This is a genomic window from Actinomycetospora sp. CA-084318, assembly GCF_050955885.1.
Classification (GTDB): domain Bacteria; phylum Actinomycetota; class Actinomycetes; order Mycobacteriales; family Pseudonocardiaceae; genus Actinomycetospora.
In genome coordinates this window covers 3,255,842-3,271,095 of the sequence record NZ_CP192098.1, presented here as the reverse complement: position 1 = coordinate 3,271,095, position 15,254 = coordinate 3,255,842, and the positions used below count along the sequence as shown (strand labels likewise).

Sequence of the window (15,254 nt, the reverse complement as noted above, 5' to 3'; positions counted from 1 at the left end):
GTGCTTCACTGAAACACTCGTTTCAGTCAGGAGGGTGTGAGCATGGGTGAGGTCACGGTCCGGGCGGCCGACCGTCCCGGCGACCTGGGCTGGGTGGTGATGGCGCACGGCGAGCTCTACGCCGCGGAGTACGGCTGGGCCGTGGAGCGCGTGACCGCGGGGATCGTGGCCGCCTTCGCGCCCGGGGCCGACGCCGCCTGGATCGCCGAGCTCGACGAGCACCGGGTGGGCTGTGTGTTCTGCGTGCGCGAGGACGCGACGACCGCACGGCTGCGGCTGCTCCTGCTCGACCCGGCCGCCCGGGGGCTCGGGCTGGGCCGCACCCTCGTGCGCCGCTGCGTCGAGCACGCGCGCGCCGCCGGCTTCTCCCGCCTCGTGCTGTGGACGAACGCGCCGCTCGCCGCCGCCCGGGGGATCTACCTGGCCGAGGGGTTCGTGCTCACGGCCGAGGAGCAGCACGACGAGTTCGGCGTGCCGCTCCTCGGCCAGGACTACGAGCTGGACCTCACGGCGTGAGCTGCAGCGGCACCTGACGCGGCGGGGCCGTCGACACCGGCACGTTCCCGTGGGCGGTCAGGTAGGAGGCGATGTCGTGGAACAGCGGCGCCGCCGAGTCGCCCCCGGGCGGCGCGTCGAGCATGAGCGCCACGACGTAGCGCGGGTGGTCGGCCGGGAACATGCCGGCGAAGGTGATCCAGTAGATCGACTTCGCGTAGCAGCCGCAGCCGGGGTCGACCTGCTGGGCGGTCCCGGTCTTGCCCGCCACCGGGTAGCCGTCCATGGCCGCCTTCGCCCCGGTGCCCTCGTTGGGGCTCTTCCCGGACTGGGTGACCGACTGCAGCATCTGGCGCATCGTCTGCGCGGTCTGCGGCGACATCGCGCGCACCGGCTCCGGCGCCGGGGCCGGGGTCCGCACCCCGTCCGGCCCGACGGTCGCGGAGACGACCCGCGGCGGGACGCGGACGCCGTCGTTGGCGATGGCCTGGTACATGCTCGCCATCTGCAGCGTCGTCATCGACAGCCCCTGGCCGATCGGCAGGTTGCCGAACGTCGAGCCCGACCACTTGTCGCGGGCCGGCACGGAGCCGCCGCTCTCGCCGGGCAGTTCGACGCCGGTCTTCGTCCCGATCCCGAGCTTGCCGAGCATGTCCGCGAACCGGTCCGGGCCGACGCGCTGCGCCGTCATCAGCGTCCCGACGTTCGAGGACTTGCCCAGGATGCCGTTCATCGTCATCGGCACCGGACCGTGCACCCAGGCGTCGTTGATCGTGCGGTCGGCGACCTTGATGCTGCCCGGCACGGTCAGGACGTCGTCGGGCCTGATGAGCCCCGCCTCCAGCGCCGCGGAGAACGTCACCGCCTTGTTCACCGAGCCGGGCTCGAACGGCGTCGTCACGGCCGGGTCGCCCGAGACCGGCGCGCCGCCCGGGCCGGCGTTGGCCAGCGAGAGGATCTGCCCGGTCTGCGAGTCCAGCACCACCGCGCTGCCGTCCTTCGCCCCGGTGCGCGCCACGTAGGCGGACAGCTTCTGCTGCACGGTGTACTGCAGGTCGGCGTCGAGGGTGAGGACGATGTCCGTGCCCGCCTGGGCGGGCTGCTCGGCGCGGGTGGACCCCGGGATCACGGCGTCGCTGCCCTCGGCGGTGTCGACGACCCGGAACCCGTCCCGACCGGCCAGCACCGAGTCCTCGGCGCTCTCCAGCCCGACGTTGCCGTTGATCCGGCCCTTGTCCATCGACCAGGACGCGCTGCCGACGACGGAGCCGCCGACGTCCCCGGCCGGGTACTGCCGCGACTCCCGGTCCTCCTGGGCGATCTCCGGGAACTGCTCACGGATGGTGCGCGCCGCCGTCGGGTCGACGAGCGGGGCGAGGACGACGTAGCTGCGGTCGCTCATCAGGGCCGCGTAGAAGGGTGCGGGGTCGGCGCGCAGGATCGCGCCCATCCCCTGGGCGATCGCGGCCTTGCGCTGCTCGGGGGTCAGGGCGCCGGGGGTGTTGCGGATCTCGGGGGTCGACCAGTCGGCGGTGATCCGGCGCGGGTTCGCGACGAGGGCCTTGGCCTCCACCGAGAACGCCAACGGGGTGCCGTCGCGGTCGAGGATCGCGCCGCGCTCGGCGGGCACGACGAGCCGCGTCATCCGCTGCTTCGCGGCGTCGGCGGCGAGGTCGCCCGCGCTGATGGCCTGGACCTCGACGAGCTTGCCTGCGGCGATCAGGAGCAGGACGACGAGCAGGAGTCGGCCGACGCGCAGGCGGCGGCGCGGGTCCGGCGGTCGCGGCGTGCGCGGTCGGCGCGGCGGGCCGCTGCGGGGCGGCGGCGCGGGCCGGCGCGGCGTCATGCGCTCGTCCCGGCCGCGTGGGGCGGGGAACCGGGACGGCGGCCGGGTCAGGGTCGCGGGCGGGCGGGCCATCAGCGGCCGCCGGCCGTGGTCGCGGTGGTTCCGGCACCGGCCGGGGCGGGTGCGGGCGAGCCGCCCGCGGAGGACTGGACGCCGGTCGCGGGGTCGGCGCCGAGGGCCTCGGGGTCGGCCTGCGAGCGGGCGTCCTGGGGCGTGGCGTCCTGCGGCGCGGCCGGGGCGGCGGCGGGCGCCGCCGGGGTGGGAGCGGGCGGCGCCGGAGCCGGCGGCGGGGCCGCGGCCCGTGCCTTCTGCGGCGTGCCGACGACCTGGCTGCTGCCGTCGGGACGGACAAGGATCACGGCGGGCGTCCCGGCGGGCACCATGCCGATCCGCTCGGCGGCGGCGGCGAGGGCGGGCGCGGCCTGCATCGCCGCGACGTCGCGGTGGAGGCGCTCGACCTCCTCGGAGCGGTCCCGCGTGGCCTGGCGGGCGTCGTCGAGCCGGTAGGAGTCGGCTGCGGCGGCGGTGGACAACCACAGCGTCGCCACCAGCCCCGAGGTCAGCAGCACCATGATGAGCAGCACGAAGGGCGCGGTGCCGCCCGCGGTCGCGGCGGCCGCGGCGGTGCTCGCACCCCGGGTGCGCTTCGTGCCCGGCGCCGGGGCGCGGCGCGAGGTGGCGCGCGCCCGGGCGCCCGCCTTCGTCGTCCCGGTGGTCGGACCGTCCGGTGTCGCGGTCCGCGGCGGGACCTTCGTCGCGGTCCCCGCGGCGCGACCCGTCGTCGCACGCTGGGTGAGGGTTGCCGAGCTCATGCCGCCTCCCGGACGCGTTCCGCGGCTCGCAGCCGCACCGAGGCCGCCCGGGGATTCGCGGCGACCTCGGCCTCGTCGGCCTTCTCCGCGCCGCGGGTGAGCAGCGCGAGTTCGGGGTGGTCCTCCTCGCGCAGCACCGGCATGTCCGGCGGCGCGGTGACCTGGGACCGCTGGGTGAGGACCCGCTTGACGATGCGGTCCTCCAGCGACTGGTAGCTCATGACGACGATGCGGCCGTGCAGTGCGAGCGCGTCGACCGCGGCCGGCACCGCGCCGGCGATGGCGTCGAGCTCGCCGTTGACCTCGATGCGCAGCGCCTGGAACGTGCGCTTCGCGGGGTGGCCGCCGGTCCGGCGGCTCGCTGCGGGGATGGCCTGCTCGAGGATGGCGACGAGCTCCGCGCTGGTCCGCAGCGGAGCCCGTCGCCGGGCACGGACGACGGCCTCGACGATGCGCCGGGCCGCACGTTCCTCCCCGTGGTCGCGGAGCACCCGGACGAGTTCGCCGGGCGCGTAGGTGTTGAGGACGTCCGCGGCGCTCGGACCCGTCGTCGGGTCCATACGCATGTCGAGCGGCGCCTCGCGGGAGTAGGAGAAGCCGCGCTCGTCCTCGTCGAGCTGCAGCGAGGAGACGCCGAGGTCGAACAGCACCCCGTGGACCGGGCCGAGGTCGAGGCGCTCCAGCACCTCGGTGATCTCGTCGAAGACGGCGTGCACGAGGTGGATGCGTCCGGCGTGCGGGGCGAGCCGCTCGCGGGCGAGCCGCAGGGCCTCGGGGTCGCGGTCGAGCCCGACGAGCGTGAGGCCCGGGTGGCGGGCCAGCAGCGCCTCGGCGTGTCCGCCGAGCCCCAGGGTCCCGTCGACGACCACCGCGTCCGGACGGTCGAGCGCCGGCTCGAGGAGCTCGAGGCACCGCTCGAGCAGCACGGGGACATGACGCTCACCGGTGGTGCGCATGTGGGTGAACAGCGGGGCGTCGTCGCCCGAGGGCCCGGTCGGGTCCATCCTCCGCCTCCACCGTGTCCGCTCGGGCGCTCGTCTGGTGCGTGCGGACCGGCGGGGACGCCGGCCCGCGCCCGGTCGGGGCACGGATGCCGTCACGTCCCGGCCCGCAGGGCGGGCGGACCTGGCACCGGGGAAGGTGTGCCAGGGCCGTCACCCTGCGGGTCGGGGCCTCACGGCACCCGGACCCCCGCGCCTGGGCGGGTCTAACGGTGGGATCAGAAGACCCCGGGGAGAACCTCCTGCTGGGCCTGCGCGTAGCTGTCCTCGTGCTCGTCCTGGTAGGCCTGCCACCGGGTCGAGTCCCAGATCTCGAGGCGGCTGACCGCCCCGATGACGGTGCACTCCCGGTCGAGCCCGGCGAACCGCCGCAGCTCGGCGTTGATCGGGATGCGCCCCTGCGAGTCCGGCCGCTGCTCGTCGGTGCCGGCGAACAGGTAGCGCTGGTACGCGCGCACCCGCTCGTCGGTGAACGGCGCCTCGGCGACCTTCCGGGCCATCTGCTCGAACTCGTCGCGGGGGAACACGTACAGGCAGTGGTCCTGCCCCTTCGTGATCATCAGCCCCCCTGCGAGCTCGTCCCGGAACTTGGCGGGCAGGGTCAACCTGCCCTTGTCGTCCAACCGCGGGGTGTGGGTGCCGAGGAACACGGCCCCACCTCCCCGATGAGGCCCCTACCGCCCCACTGCGCACCACAATACCCCACCACGCTCCACCTTCAACCTCGCCGGGGCGGCGTGTACGCCCCGATCGGTGGAGTTCGCCCAGGTCAGTGCCGGTGGGGAGAGGTGGGGGACGCGGGGAGCCGACCCGCCGACGATCCCTGATCCACCTGGTCGGAGCAGGCAATGACACGCGTTCAGCCGTGTCGGGGCGCCGTTCCGGGGCGGCTCGGGTCCGCGCGGGGGCGTGGTGGGGCGCCGTGGGGTGGCCGGTGGGGCGAGGTGGGGTGGCCGGTGGGGCGAGGTGGGGTGGCCGGTGGGGCGAGGTGGGGTGGCCGGTGGGGCGAGGTGGGGCGCTCCGCCGCGAGAGTCACACCAGACAGCTCCCGGCGGCCCCAGACCTGCCCTATGTCCCACTCGCGACGAGCCGTGGGGCGGAGTGGGGCGGCCCGTGGGGCGGAGTGGGTCGGCCCGTGGGGCGGAGTGGGTCGGCCCGTGGGGCGAGATGGGGCGGCCCGTGGGGCGAGATGGGGCGGCCCGTGGGGCGAGGTGGGTCGGCCCGTGGGGCGAGGCGGGGCGCCCCGCCGCGAGAGTCACACTATGCAGCTCCCGGCGGCCCTGGAGCTGCCCTATGTCCCACTCGCGACGAGCCGTGGGGCGGAGTGGGGCGGACCGGTGGGCGAGGCAGCGCACCCCGCACACGCGAACGCGCCGCCGACCCGGGTGGGTCGACGGCGCGTCGGGATCGGGTGGAGCGCTATTCCTGCTCGAACCGCTTGCGGAAGCGCTCCTCCATCTTCGTGGTGAAGCGGCTCTTGTCCTTCTCGCCGGCCGGGGCGGCCTTGCCGTCTCCCTCACCGGCGGCCGCCTCACCCTTCTTCCCACCGGTCGCCGTGATCGCGAGGACCGCGCCGGCGAACATCATGAGGAAGCCGATCACACTCACGACCGGGAACCCGCCCGGCGAGAGCGCCTGGATGAACACGAGGCCCATCACCAGGGCGACGACTCCGACGACGAAGAGCACCACGCCTTGGATCCGCCGGCGCCGCGACGGCCGACGGAGGCGGCCTCCGCGGACGGTCGACGCGAACTTCGGATCCTCGGCATAGAGAGCGCGCTCGATCTGGTCGAGCAGGCGCTGCTCGTGCTCGGAGAGCGGCATGATTCTCCTCCGGCACCGGAACGAGAGCGTGGATCGGCCCCGGGGGAAGGGACGATCGGCACATCGACGTGATGGCTGTCCCTCATCGTACGAGCCCTCCGGCAGTCCGACTACCCGGACCGGGGTTCTGCGCCGACGATCATGCTTTCGGCCGGTGAGACGCTGCCCACGGAGCACTCCACGCGATCATCCGACCGCATCCGGTGATCTCCGCCCGCAGATCCACCACCGGGATCACACGGACCTCACGAGGTCGGCCGGTCGGCCCCCCGCCGGGCGAGCACGTGGACGCGCGAGGCCAGGTCGCGCAGGGGCGGGGTCGTCGACGCGAGCTCCTCGAGCGCGGCCAGGTCGGCCGGCGCCCCGGCGTCCGGCGCGTGCTCGGGGACGAGGTCGGCCAGGACGCGGTGGCCCTGGACGCGCTCGAGGGTGAGCGCCGGCTCCTGCTCGACGAGGGCGGTCACCTCGGCGGTGTCCATCCGCCGCAGGAGCTGGTCGGCGGCGCCCCACCGACCGGCCGGGTCGGCCAGCATGCGCCGCGCCTCCCCCACGCGCCCGCTCACCACCCGCGCCAGCACCGCGGCGTACCGATTGGCGACGAGCAGCGAGACGAGACCGCCGGGGGCCGTCGCGCCCGCCAGCGAGCGCACCGCCGACGACGGGTCGTCGACGTACTCGAGCAGCCCGTGCCCGAGCACCAGGTCGGCGTGCACCCCGTCGGTCACCTCGGCGAGCGCGTCCACGTCGGCCTGCAGGGCGCGGACCCGCTCCCCCACACCCGCGTCCCGGGCCCGGCTGCGCAGCACCGCCAGCGCGTTCGCGCTCGAGTCGACGACGGTGACGTCACACCCCTGCGCGGCGAGTGGCACCGCCCAGGCACCACTCCCACCGCCGACGTCGAGGACGCGTACGGGCCCCGCGGCGGAGCCTCGGCGGAGGCGGGCGGCCTCCAGTTCGGCGCGCAGGCTGTCGGCCACGACGTCGACGGCCGGAGGCACGGGCGAGCGGGCCGGGCGAGCGGTCACGGCCACACCGTAGTGCTCACCCATCGGGGATCCCCGCGCGAGCCGGTACGTTGCCCTCGTGTACGTGACCGGTGTGCTCAGCCTCAAGGGCGGGGTCGGCAAGACCACCGTCACCCTCGGGCTGGCGGGAGCGGCCGCGAAGCAGGGACTGCGCACGCTCGTCGTCGATCTCGACCCGCAGGGCAACGCGACCACGGCCCTGGAACCCGGCGAGAGCGAGACCACCGTCGCGGACGCCCTCGAACACCCCTCCCCGGCCGTGCTGGCGTCGTCGATCGCCCCGAGCTCCTGGGACGAGTCGATCGACGTCCTGGTGGGTTCGGAGGACATCGAGCGGCACAACCACCCCGACCCGGGGTCCCAGCGGCTCGGCCGGTTGTCGCGCCTGCTCGCCGCGCTCCCGCGCAGCAGCGTCGTCGACGCGGACGAGACGGCACCGCCCCGGCTGGGCTCCACCGCGGGCGCGTCCCTGCCGCACTACGAGTTGGTGCTGATCGACTGCCCGCCCTCGCTCGGGCAGCTCACCCGCTCCGCGCTCGTCGCCGTCGACCGCGCCGTGCTCGTCACCGAGCCGACCATCTTCGCCGTGTCGGGGGTCCAGCGTGCCTTCGAGGCCGTCCAGGCCGAGCGCGCCCACAACCCGCGCCTGCAGCCGCTCGGCGTCCTGATCAACAAGTACCGCACCCGGTCGGCCGAGCACGAGTTCCGGGTGAACGAGCTCCGCGAACTCTTCGGACCGCTCGTGCTCTCCGGCGTGCTGCCCGACCGCACGGCGGTGCAGCAGGCGCAGGGTGCCGGCGTGCCGATCCAGCGGTGGGACACCCCGGGCGCCCGGGAGATCTCCCAGCAGTTCGACGTGCTGCTCGGCCGGATCGTGCGCGCGGGCCACAGCGCGCGGGAGCGCCGCGGCCGCAAGACCGGCTGAGCCCGCGGATCAGGGCGTCCGCAGCCCGGCCACCGTCCGCGTGACGAGCGCGAGGAAGAGGTCGGCCTGGCGCACCATGTCGTCGGCGTCGCGCTGACCGACCAGGCGCGTCGCCCCCGCCTCGACGGCCGACCGGGTCGAGGAGTGGGCCGCGAAGAACGCCGCCCACTCGCCGTACTCGGGCGCGACCGACCCCAGGAGCGTCCACGCGTCGGTGGGCCGGGAGGACCGCCGCGCGACCGCGCGGACCGCGAGGACGGCCGCCGCCGAACGCAGCGCGGACAGGTGCGCGAGACGGAACCGCTCGGCCGGGGTGGAGGCGCCCTGGGCCTCCCGGAGCCCCTCGCGGGCGGCGCCGAGCAGGGTGACCACCGACCGCGACGGCGGCGGGGCAGGAGGACGGGGTGCCGCCGAGGACCGGCGACGGGTCTCGCCCCGGTGCCCGGCCACGGGCGCGCGCCCGGCCGGTCGCGGACGACCACCGGCGCGCGGGGCCGGGGCCGAGGTGGCGCCGGTGTCGAACAGGTCGCCGGTGGTGCAGGTGGTGGGGGTGCTCACGGGGACTCCTCGTGGGTCGGGCGGATCGGATCGGTCAGGTCAGCCAGCGGAGGTCCCAGACCCCCGGGCCGGAGCGCATGCGCAGGACGAACTCGGCGGCGGGCAGATGGGGCTCGTCGGACCGCCGGGCGAGCACCCGCCAGCACCGGCAGCGGTCTCCCCCGATGGGCATCGCCGAGCGGAACGGCCACCGCGACTCCTCGATCCACCGCTCCTGGACCTCGGTGACCAGGTAGTGGCTGTCCCTGCGGTTGGGCCGACGGTGGAACTCGACGGGGTCCCCGTCGACGCACCGGACCTGGACCGGCGAGGGGTTGCGAACCATGCGTCCTCCACGGCGGCGCGCTCCTCCCCGCCCCGCGTCGTGCGGGAGCGGGCTGTGCCTGCCACCGTGGGGAAGCCGGCGGCCGGCCCGGCCGACGGAACGCTTCCCCACGCCCCGCCGACCCGGTCGATCGAACACGTGTTCGATATCCACGAGTGAACCCTGCAGCGGCCCGGACGTCAAGTCGTCCGGGAGTGGGCGTGATCCGCGCCGCCCGGCGTGATGAGATGGCCCGATGGACCGGGAGGCGACGGCGTCGGCGATCCCCGCCCGCAGGTCGCGGGCCGCCCGATGACGGCCGCGCCGGAGGACCCGCACCTGGTCGACCTCGACCCGGCCGACCTCGGTCGCCGGCTCGACGAGGCCCTCGAGCTCTACGTCCGGGCCATGGGCTACCCCGCGGGCACCGCACGCCAGCGGGCCCCGATGTGGCTCGAGCACTCCCGGCGGGTCGGGTGGCGCGCGGTCGCCGCCGTGGACGACGACGACACCCTGCGCGGGATCGCCTACGGCTACCCGGGCGCTCCCGGACAGTGGTGGTACGAGGAGGTCCGGCGCGGCCTGCGGCGGGCGAACCGGCCGGCGCGCTCGATGGGCGGCGCCCTGTTCGGCAGCGGGCTCGGCCGCCTGCTCGGGGACGGCGGGTCGCAGGCGGACCCGCCCGACCTCGACCCGTGGCCCCTCGACGACGACCCGGACCGCTACCTCGCCGACTACTTCGAGCTCACCGAGCTCCACGTGCGCACCGACGTGCAGGGTCGCGGCCTCGGGGAGGCACTGCTGCGGCGTCTGCTCGACCGGGCCGACGCGGGCCACGTGCTGCTCTCGACGCCCGAGGCGCCCGTCCCCACCCGCGCCTGGCTGCTCTACCGCCGGTGCGGCTTCCGCGACCTGCTGCGCCACCACCGCTTCTCCAGCGACCCGCGCCCGTTCGCGGTGCTCGGGCGCCCGCTCCCGCTCGAACCCCTCCGGACCTGAGCGCGTCGGGCCGCGTCGCCCCGAGGGTGTCGGACCCGCCTGGCACGATGTCGACGTGCCCACCCGCCGTCGTCGACGCTCCCTGGTCCTGCTGGCCGCCGTCCTGGCGCTGGTGGGCCTGCTCGGCACGGGCTGTGTCCGGGTACGCGCCGGGCTCGCGGTGTCCCCGCAGGACACGGTGTCGGGCACGATCGACATCGGGACGCCGGCCGGCTCGCCCGCCGGCAACGGCCCGCCGCTGCAGGTGCCCTCCGACCTGTCCGGCGACGTGACCGTGACCCGCTACGAGCAGGACGGCTACATCGGCTCGCGGGTCGAGTTCGAGGACCTCTCGTTCGACGACGTGTCCCGGCTGCTCCCCCAGATCAGCCCCACCACCTCGTCGGCGATCCGGCTGCAGCTGCGGCGGGCGGGCGACCGGGTGCTGCTGTCGGGTCAGGTCGACCTGACGCGCGTGTCCCCGGAGAGCGCCGACGTCCAACTCAAGATCGCGTTCCCGGGGACGGTGCGCCAGACCGACGGCACCGTCTCGCAGGGCGTCGTGAGCTGGACCTTCACGCCCGGCGAGGTCGGCGAGGTCAACGCCGTCGCGGAGTACCCCGACCCCGACGCCCCGTCGTGGGTGAGCTGGGCGCTGCTGCTGACGGCGGTGGTCCTCGTCGCGGCCGGCGTCGTGTTCGCCCTGGCCGCCGCGACCCGCCCGCGGGTCGACCGGCGCGCACGCCGCTGACACCCGGGCGAAGGGCCCGCCGACGCCGGACGGCGCGACCCACCGGGTCGCGCCGCACGGCCGGACCACTCGGACCACTCAGGCGGTCGGGGCCGCCGCCAGGCCGAGCCGCTGCACCACGTCGACCACCGCCGGGTGGCGGTTCATGCTGATGTAGTGGATGTTGCCGACGCCCTCGTCGAACATCCGCTGCGAGAGCTCGACGCACAGGTCGATCCCCGCCTCGCGGAAACCGGCGGCGTCGTCCACCAGCGGCTCCAGCCGCTCGGTCATCGCGCCCGGCAGCGCGGCCCCCGAGAAGTCGGCGCCCCGCTCCATCGCCTTCGGCGTCGTGATGGGCATGAGCCCCGGCATGATCGGGATCTCGCAGCCGGCCGCGGCGATCCGGTCCCGCATCCGCAGGAACTGGTCGGCGTCGTAGAACATCTGCGTGATCGCGAACTCCGCGCCCGCCTTGACCTTCTGCACGAAGAACCGCGTGTCGGTGTCCTCGTCCGCCGAGCGCGGGTGCAGGTAGGGGAACGCCGCCACGCCGACGCAGAAGGTACCGAGGCGCCGGACCATGTGGACCAGTTCCTCGGTGTAGGAGAAGCCGGCGGGGTGCGGCACCCACTCGGCGTCCTTGTCGTTCGGGGGGTCGCCCCGGATCGCGAGGACGTTGGAGATGCCCGCCTCGGCGTAGGAGCCGATGACGTGGCGCAGGTCGTCCATCGAGGCGTCCACCGCGGTGAGGTGGGCCATCGCGGTGAGCGTGGTGTCGGTGGCGATGCGTCCGGTGGTGCGCACGGTGCGGTCGCGGCTCGACCCCCCGGCGCCGTAGGTCACCGAGACGAACGCCGGGTCCAGCGGCTCGATCGAACGCACCGTGTTCCAGAGCGTGCGTTCCGCCTCGTCGGTCTTCGGGGGGAAGAACTCCACCGAGAAGGTCGGCGTCCCGCGCTGGATCCGCTCCATGACAGTGGCCATCCGGTGACCATACGTGGCCGGGCGTCGCGAGTGGGGCTTTCGTGTGACGGTCGACGCGAGGGCTTGCGCCCGGCCAGCCGCCCGGGCGTGGGTTCCCTACGCTGGCGATCGCCGGAGGCGGGAGGAGATCGGATGACCTTGGGCCGGACGCTGTCGGCGCAGGACACGGGCCCTGCCGGGGCGCTCGACGGGATCGCCGCGATCGAGGCGGACCTGCCCGCGGCGGTGACCGCGGAGCTCGGCCGCTACCTCGAGAACCGCCGCGAGACGTGCGCGGACCTCGCGCCCGAGTTCGTCGACGCGGTCGACGACCTCGCGACGATGGCCCTCGGTGGCGGCAAGCGGCTGCGTCCCACCTTCGCCTGGTGGGGCTGGCGCGGCGCGGGCGGGACGGCCGACTCGTCGCCGTCGCCCGAGCTGGTGCTGCGGACCGTGTCGGCGCTCGAGCTCGTCCAGGTCTGCGCCCTCGTGCACGACGACCTCATCGACGACTCCGACCTCCGCCGCGGGATCCCGACGGTGCACGCCCGCTGGACCGCCCGGCACGCGGAGCGCGACTGGATCGGTTCCTCCGAGCGGCTCGGCGCCGCGGTCGCGATCCTCGTCGGCGACCTCGCGCTCGCCTGGTCCGACGACATGCTCCGGGCCGCCGGGCTCGACGCGGCCACCCTCGCGCGGGTCGCCGCGGTGTGGGACGCGATGCGGACCGAGATGCTGACCGGTCAGTTCCTCGACGTCGTCGGGCACGCGACCGACCAGGCCACGCCCGAGGGCGTGCTGCGGATCAGCCGGTACAAGACCGCCGCCTACACGATCGAGCGGCCGCTGCACCTCGGCGCCGCGCTGGCGGGCGCGGACGACGACCTCGTCGCCGCCTACCGCCGCTTCGGCACCGACCTCGGCATCGCCTTCCAGCTGCGCGACGACCTGCTGGGCGTCTTCGGGGACCCGGCGGTCACCGGGAAGCCCGCGGGTGACGACCTGCGCGAGGGCAAGCGCACCCTGCTGGTCGCGCTCGCCCGCCGGCATCCCGACCAGGACGCCGCGGCGCCCGTCGAGCACGCGCTCGGGCGCGACGACCTGACCCCCGCCGACGTCGACGCGGCGCGCACCGCGCTGCAGGAGCTCGGCGTCGTCGACGAGGTGGAGGACCGCATCACCACGCTCACCGCGTCCGCCCTGGACGCCCTGACCACCGCCGACATCGACCCCGAGGCCCGCGAGCGCCTCGTCGGGCTCGCGGCCAAGGCCACCCGGAGGGCGTTCTGATGACCGGCGGCAACCACGTCGTCGTCGTGGGCGCGGGTCTCGCCGGGCTCACCGCGGCGCTGCACCTGCGCGGCGCCGGCCGCGAGGTCACGGTCGTCGAGCGCGAGGCGTTCCCCGGCGGCCGGGCCGGCCGGCTGGACCTCCCCGACGGCGGGGGCGGGCACTTCCGGCTCGACACCGGACCGACCGTCCTGACGATGCCCGACCTGCTCGAGGAACCGCTGCGCGCCGTCGGGGAGAAGCTGGGCGACCGCCTCGAGCTCGAGCGCCTCGACCCCGCGTACCACACGACCTTCGCCGACGGGTCGTCGATCGACGTCCACACCGACGGCGACGCGATGGAGCAGGAGATCCGCGAGAAGGTCTCCGCCCGCGACGCCGCGGGCTACCGGAAGCTGCGCTCCTGGCTCACCGAGCTCTACGGCATCCAGATGGCGACGTTCATCGACGCCAACTTCGACTCCCCGCTCGACGTGGTCTCCCGCGACCTCGTCCGGCTCGGCCTGCTCGGCGGCTTCGGCCGGCTCGGGCCGCGCGTCGGGAGGTTCATCCACGACGAACGCCTGCGCCGCATCTTCTCCTTCCAGGCGCTGTACGCGGGCGTGCCGCCGGCCCGGGCGCTGGCGGCCTACGCCGTGATCGCCTACATGGACACGATCGCCGGGGTGTACTTCCCGAAGGGCGGCGTCCGGGCGCTCCCCCAGGCCTACGCGGACGCGGCCGCGGCCGCCGGGGTGGAGTTCCGCTACGGCGCCGAGGTCACGGCGCTCGAGCGCCACGGCGGCCGGGTCACGGCCGTCGAGACCACCGGCGGGACGATCGCCGCCGACGCCGTCGTCCTGACCCCCGACCTCCCCGCGGTGCACGAGCTCGTCGGGCGCCGTCCGCGCCGGGCGGTGCCGCTGCGCTGGTCGCCGTCGGCGTTCGTGGTGCACCTCGGGCTCGACCGCCCGCAGCCCGACCTCGGTCACCACACGATCTCCTTCGGGGACGCCTGGGCGTCGACCTTCGACGAGATCATCACGCGCGGGGAGCTCATGCGCGACCCGTCGTTGCTGGTCACGCGGCCGACCGCCACCGACCCGTCGCTCGCCCCGGCGGGCGGCGACTACGTCTCGGTGCTCGCCCCGTGCCCGAACCTCGCGAGTGCCCCCGGCCTCGACTGGGACCGGCTCGCCCCGCACTACCGCGACGAGATCCTCGGGGTCCTGGCCGCGCGCGGGATCGACCTCGGCGACCACGTGGTCGCCGAGCACCGCATCTCCCCCACCGACTGGGCCCGGATGGGCATGGCGGCCGGGACACCGTTCTCGGCGGCGCACACGTTCGCCCAGACCGGCCCGTTCCGGTCGAGCAACCGGATCCGGGGGCTGGAGAACGCCTTCCTCGCGGGCTGTGGCACGACCCCGGGCGTCGGCGTCCCGACCGTCGTCGTCTCCGGGAAGCTGGCCGCGGCCAGGATCGCCGGGACACGACCATGACGACGGGGGTGGCCGCTCCCGCCGTCCCGCCGCGCGGGGCGGCGGCGGAGCTCGACGCGGCCGGCATCACGACGCCGGCCCTGCGCGGCGCCTACGCCCGGTGCCGCGCCCTGAACGCCGAGCACGGCCGCACGTACTTCCTCGCGACCCGCCTGCTCACCCCGGCGCAGCGGCCGGCGATCCACGCGCTCTACGGGTTCGCGCGGATGGCCGACGACGTGGTGGACGCCCCGGGCGCGGCGACGGTCGCCGAGGTCGTCGCGCGGATCGAGGAGATCCGCGCGCGGATGCGGGTGGCGCTGTCGGGGACGCGCGACGTCCTCACCGAGGAGCCCGTCGTCGCCGCGCTGGCCCACACCGTCGACCGCTACGGCATCGACCACCGGTACCTCGAGGACTTCATGGACTCGATGGCGATGGACCTGACGGTCACCGACTACGCGACGTTCGACGACCTCGCGGTGTACGTGCACGGCTCGGCCGCCGTCATCGGGCTGCAGGTGCTCCCCGTGCTCGGCACCGTCGTGCCGCGGGAGGAGGCCGAGCCCGCGGCGGCGGCCCTGGGCGTCGCCTTCCAGGTCACCAACTTCCTGCGCGACGTCGGCGAGGACCTCGACCGCGGCCGGATCTACCTGCCCGCCGACGAGCTGGCCGCCTTCGGGGTCGACCGCGAGCTCCTGCAGTGGTGCCGGGAGCGGGGGTACACCGACCCGCGGGTGCGCCGGGCGATCGCGCACCTCGTGGCCCGGACGCGGGCGGTCTACCGACGGGCCGACGCCGGGATCGCGCTGCTCGACCCGGTCTCGCGCCCGTGCGTGCGCACCGCCTCGACGCTGTACGGCGGCATCCTCGACGAGATCGTGGCCGCGGACTACGACGTCCTCGCCCACCGCGTCGTCGTCAGCAACGCCCGCCGGGCCGCCGTGGCCGGTCCCGGCCTGCTGCGGGCGGTCGCGGCCCGCCATCGCCCGGGGCGACGAGGCCGTACCCGATGAGTCGACGGGTGCCGCCCGCCC

The 15,254-nt window shown here is 75.2% G+C and carries 16 protein-coding genes; 7 read left to right on the top strand and 9 right to left on the bottom strand.

The genetic code is table 11. The annotated features are described in order from the left end of the window. The first annotated feature begins 36 nt into the window (after positions 1-36). Positions 37-516 (top strand): GNAT family N-acetyltransferase, encoded by a 480-nt coding sequence (locus tag ACQPYX_RS16020; RefSeq protein ID WP_433798325.1) that lies wholly within the window; start codon positions 37-39, stop codon positions 514-516. On the opposite strand, the gene ACQPYX_RS16015 is transcribed toward ACQPYX_RS16020, so the two are convergent. The 6 genes from ACQPYX_RS16015 to ACQPYX_RS15990 form a co-directional block, all read right to left on the bottom strand. Then, positions 506-2,341 (bottom strand): peptidoglycan D,D-transpeptidase FtsI family protein, encoded by a 1,836-nt coding sequence (locus ACQPYX_RS16015; RefSeq protein ID WP_433798324.1) that lies wholly within the window; start codon positions 2,339-2,341, stop codon positions 506-508. The genes ACQPYX_RS16020 and ACQPYX_RS16015 overlap by 11 nt on opposite strands. Before the next feature lie 71 nt (positions 2,342-2,412). Further along, the gene (locus tag ACQPYX_RS16010) at positions 2,413-3,153 is read right to left on the bottom strand and encodes a hypothetical protein (RefSeq protein ID WP_433798323.1); all 741 of its coding nucleotides are present in this window, start codon (positions 3,151-3,153) and stop codon (positions 2,413-2,415) included. Then, a complete protein-coding gene (gene rsmH, locus ACQPYX_RS16005; RefSeq protein ID WP_433803731.1) occupies positions 3,150-4,109 on the bottom strand; it encodes a 16S rRNA (cytosine(1402)-N(4))-methyltransferase RsmH in 960 nt (319 codons plus the stop codon). Before rsmH ends, ACQPYX_RS16010 begins: the two co-directional genes overlap by 4 nt. Before the next feature lie 263 nt (positions 4,110-4,372). Further along, on the bottom strand, positions 4,373-4,804 hold the full coding sequence (gene mraZ, locus ACQPYX_RS16000; RefSeq protein WP_230757785.1) for a division/cell wall cluster transcriptional repressor MraZ: 432 nt from the start codon (positions 4,802-4,804) through the stop codon (positions 4,373-4,375). A gap of 769 nt (positions 4,805-5,573) precedes the next feature. Beyond that, entirely contained in the window at positions 5,574-5,981 is a 408-nt protein-coding gene (locus ACQPYX_RS15995; RefSeq protein WP_433798322.1) for a DUF3040 domain-containing protein, read from the bottom strand. A gap of 245 nt (positions 5,982-6,226) precedes the next feature. Next, positions 6,227-7,006, bottom strand: coding sequence for a class I SAM-dependent methyltransferase (locus tag ACQPYX_RS15990; RefSeq protein ID WP_433798321.1), 780 nt, complete (start codon positions 7,004-7,006; stop codon positions 6,227-6,229). 73 nt (positions 7,007-7,079) lie between these two features. Here ACQPYX_RS15990 and ACQPYX_RS15985 point away from each other — a divergent pair, with 73 nt between their 5' ends. Then, positions 7,080-7,931: a ParA family protein gene (locus ACQPYX_RS15985; protein WP_433803730.1), complete on the top strand. Its 852-nt coding sequence runs from the start codon at positions 7,080-7,082 to the stop codon at positions 7,929-7,931. Positions 7,932-7,940: 9 nt separating this feature from the next. Here ACQPYX_RS15985 and ACQPYX_RS15980 read toward each other — a convergent pair whose 3' ends face one another. Further along, on the bottom strand, positions 7,941-8,489 hold the full coding sequence (locus ACQPYX_RS15980; protein ID WP_433798320.1) for an SAV_6107 family HEPN domain-containing protein: 549 nt from the start codon (positions 8,487-8,489) through the stop codon (positions 7,941-7,943). Positions 8,490-8,523: 34 nt separating this feature from the next. Beyond that, complete coding sequence (locus tag ACQPYX_RS15975) at positions 8,524-8,814, bottom strand: hypothetical protein (RefSeq protein WP_230757798.1); 291 nt, start codon at positions 8,812-8,814, stop codon at positions 8,524-8,526. Positions 8,815-9,105: 291 nt separating this feature from the next. Here ACQPYX_RS15975 and ACQPYX_RS15970 point away from each other — a divergent pair, with 291 nt between their 5' ends. Both ACQPYX_RS15970 and ACQPYX_RS15965 read left to right on the top strand, forming a co-directional pair. Continuing rightward, positions 9,106-9,792: a GNAT family N-acetyltransferase gene (locus ACQPYX_RS15970; RefSeq protein WP_433798319.1), complete on the top strand. Its 687-nt coding sequence runs from the start codon at positions 9,106-9,108 to the stop codon at positions 9,790-9,792. 55 nt (positions 9,793-9,847) lie between these two features. After that, the gene (locus ACQPYX_RS15965) at positions 9,848-10,522 is read left to right on the top strand and encodes a DUF3153 domain-containing protein (protein ID WP_433798318.1); all 675 of its coding nucleotides are present in this window, start codon (positions 9,848-9,850) and stop codon (positions 10,520-10,522) included. Positions 10,523-10,600: 78 nt separating this feature from the next. On the opposite strand, the gene ACQPYX_RS15960 is transcribed toward ACQPYX_RS15965, so the two are convergent. Next, complete coding sequence (locus ACQPYX_RS15960; protein ID WP_433798317.1) at positions 10,601-11,488, bottom strand: methylenetetrahydrofolate reductase; 888 nt, start codon at positions 11,486-11,488, stop codon at positions 10,601-10,603. 132 nt (positions 11,489-11,620) lie between these two features. Between ACQPYX_RS15960 and ACQPYX_RS15955 the strand changes: the two genes are divergently transcribed. From ACQPYX_RS15955 to ACQPYX_RS15945, 3 genes are read left to right on the top strand one after another with little or no spacing between them, the layout of a single operon-like run. After that, positions 11,621-12,757, top strand: a complete 1,137-nt coding sequence (locus tag ACQPYX_RS15955; protein WP_433798316.1) for a polyprenyl synthetase family protein — start codon at positions 11,621-11,623, stop codon at positions 12,755-12,757. Further along, positions 12,757-14,238, top strand: coding sequence for a phytoene desaturase family protein (gene crtI, locus ACQPYX_RS15950; RefSeq protein ID WP_433798315.1), 1,482 nt, complete (start codon positions 12,757-12,759; stop codon positions 14,236-14,238). The genes ACQPYX_RS15955 and crtI overlap by 1 nt, the downstream gene beginning before the upstream one ends. Beyond that, positions 14,235-15,233, top strand: coding sequence for a phytoene/squalene synthase family protein (locus ACQPYX_RS15945; protein WP_433798314.1), 999 nt, complete (start codon positions 14,235-14,237; stop codon positions 15,231-15,233). Before crtI ends, ACQPYX_RS15945 begins: the two co-directional genes overlap by 4 nt. The last annotated feature ends 21 nt before the right edge of the window (positions 15,234-15,254 follow it).

Bases quoted from the DNA above. Each gene is read 5' to 3' on its own strand.
- ACQPYX_RS16015 (WP_433798324.1), bottom strand. From the start codon at position 2,341: ATGACGCCGCGCCGGCCCGCGCCGCCGCCCCGCAGCGGCCCGCCGCGC.
- ACQPYX_RS16010 (WP_433798323.1), bottom strand. From the start codon at position 3,153: ATGAGCTCGGCAACCCTCACCCAGCGTGCGACGACGGGTCGCGCCGCG.
- rsmH (WP_433803731.1), bottom strand. From the start codon at position 4,109: ATGCGCACCACCGGTGAGCGTCATGTCCCCGTGCTGCTCGAGCGGTGC.
- ACQPYX_RS15995 (WP_433798322.1), bottom strand. From the start codon at position 5,981: ATGCCGCTCTCCGAGCACGAGCAGCGCCTGCTCGACCAGATCGAGCGC.
- ACQPYX_RS15975 (WP_230757798.1), bottom strand. From the start codon at position 8,814: ATGGTTCGCAACCCCTCGCCGGTCCAGGTCCGGTGCGTCGACGGGGAC.
- ACQPYX_RS15970 (WP_433798319.1), top strand. From the start codon at position 9,106: ATGACGGCCGCGCCGGAGGACCCGCACCTGGTCGACCTCGACCCGGCC.
- ACQPYX_RS15960 (WP_433798317.1), bottom strand. From the start codon at position 11,488: ATGGCCACTGTCATGGAGCGGATCCAGCGCGGGACGCCGACCTTCTCG.
- ACQPYX_RS15955 (WP_433798316.1), top strand. From the start codon at position 11,621: ATGACCTTGGGCCGGACGCTGTCGGCGCAGGACACGGGCCCTGCCGGG.
- crtI (WP_433798315.1), top strand. From the start codon at position 12,757: ATGACCGGCGGCAACCACGTCGTCGTCGTGGGCGCGGGTCTCGCCGGG.
- ACQPYX_RS15945 (WP_433798314.1), top strand. From the start codon at position 14,235: ATGACGACGGGGGTGGCCGCTCCCGCCGTCCCGCCGCGCGGGGCGGCG.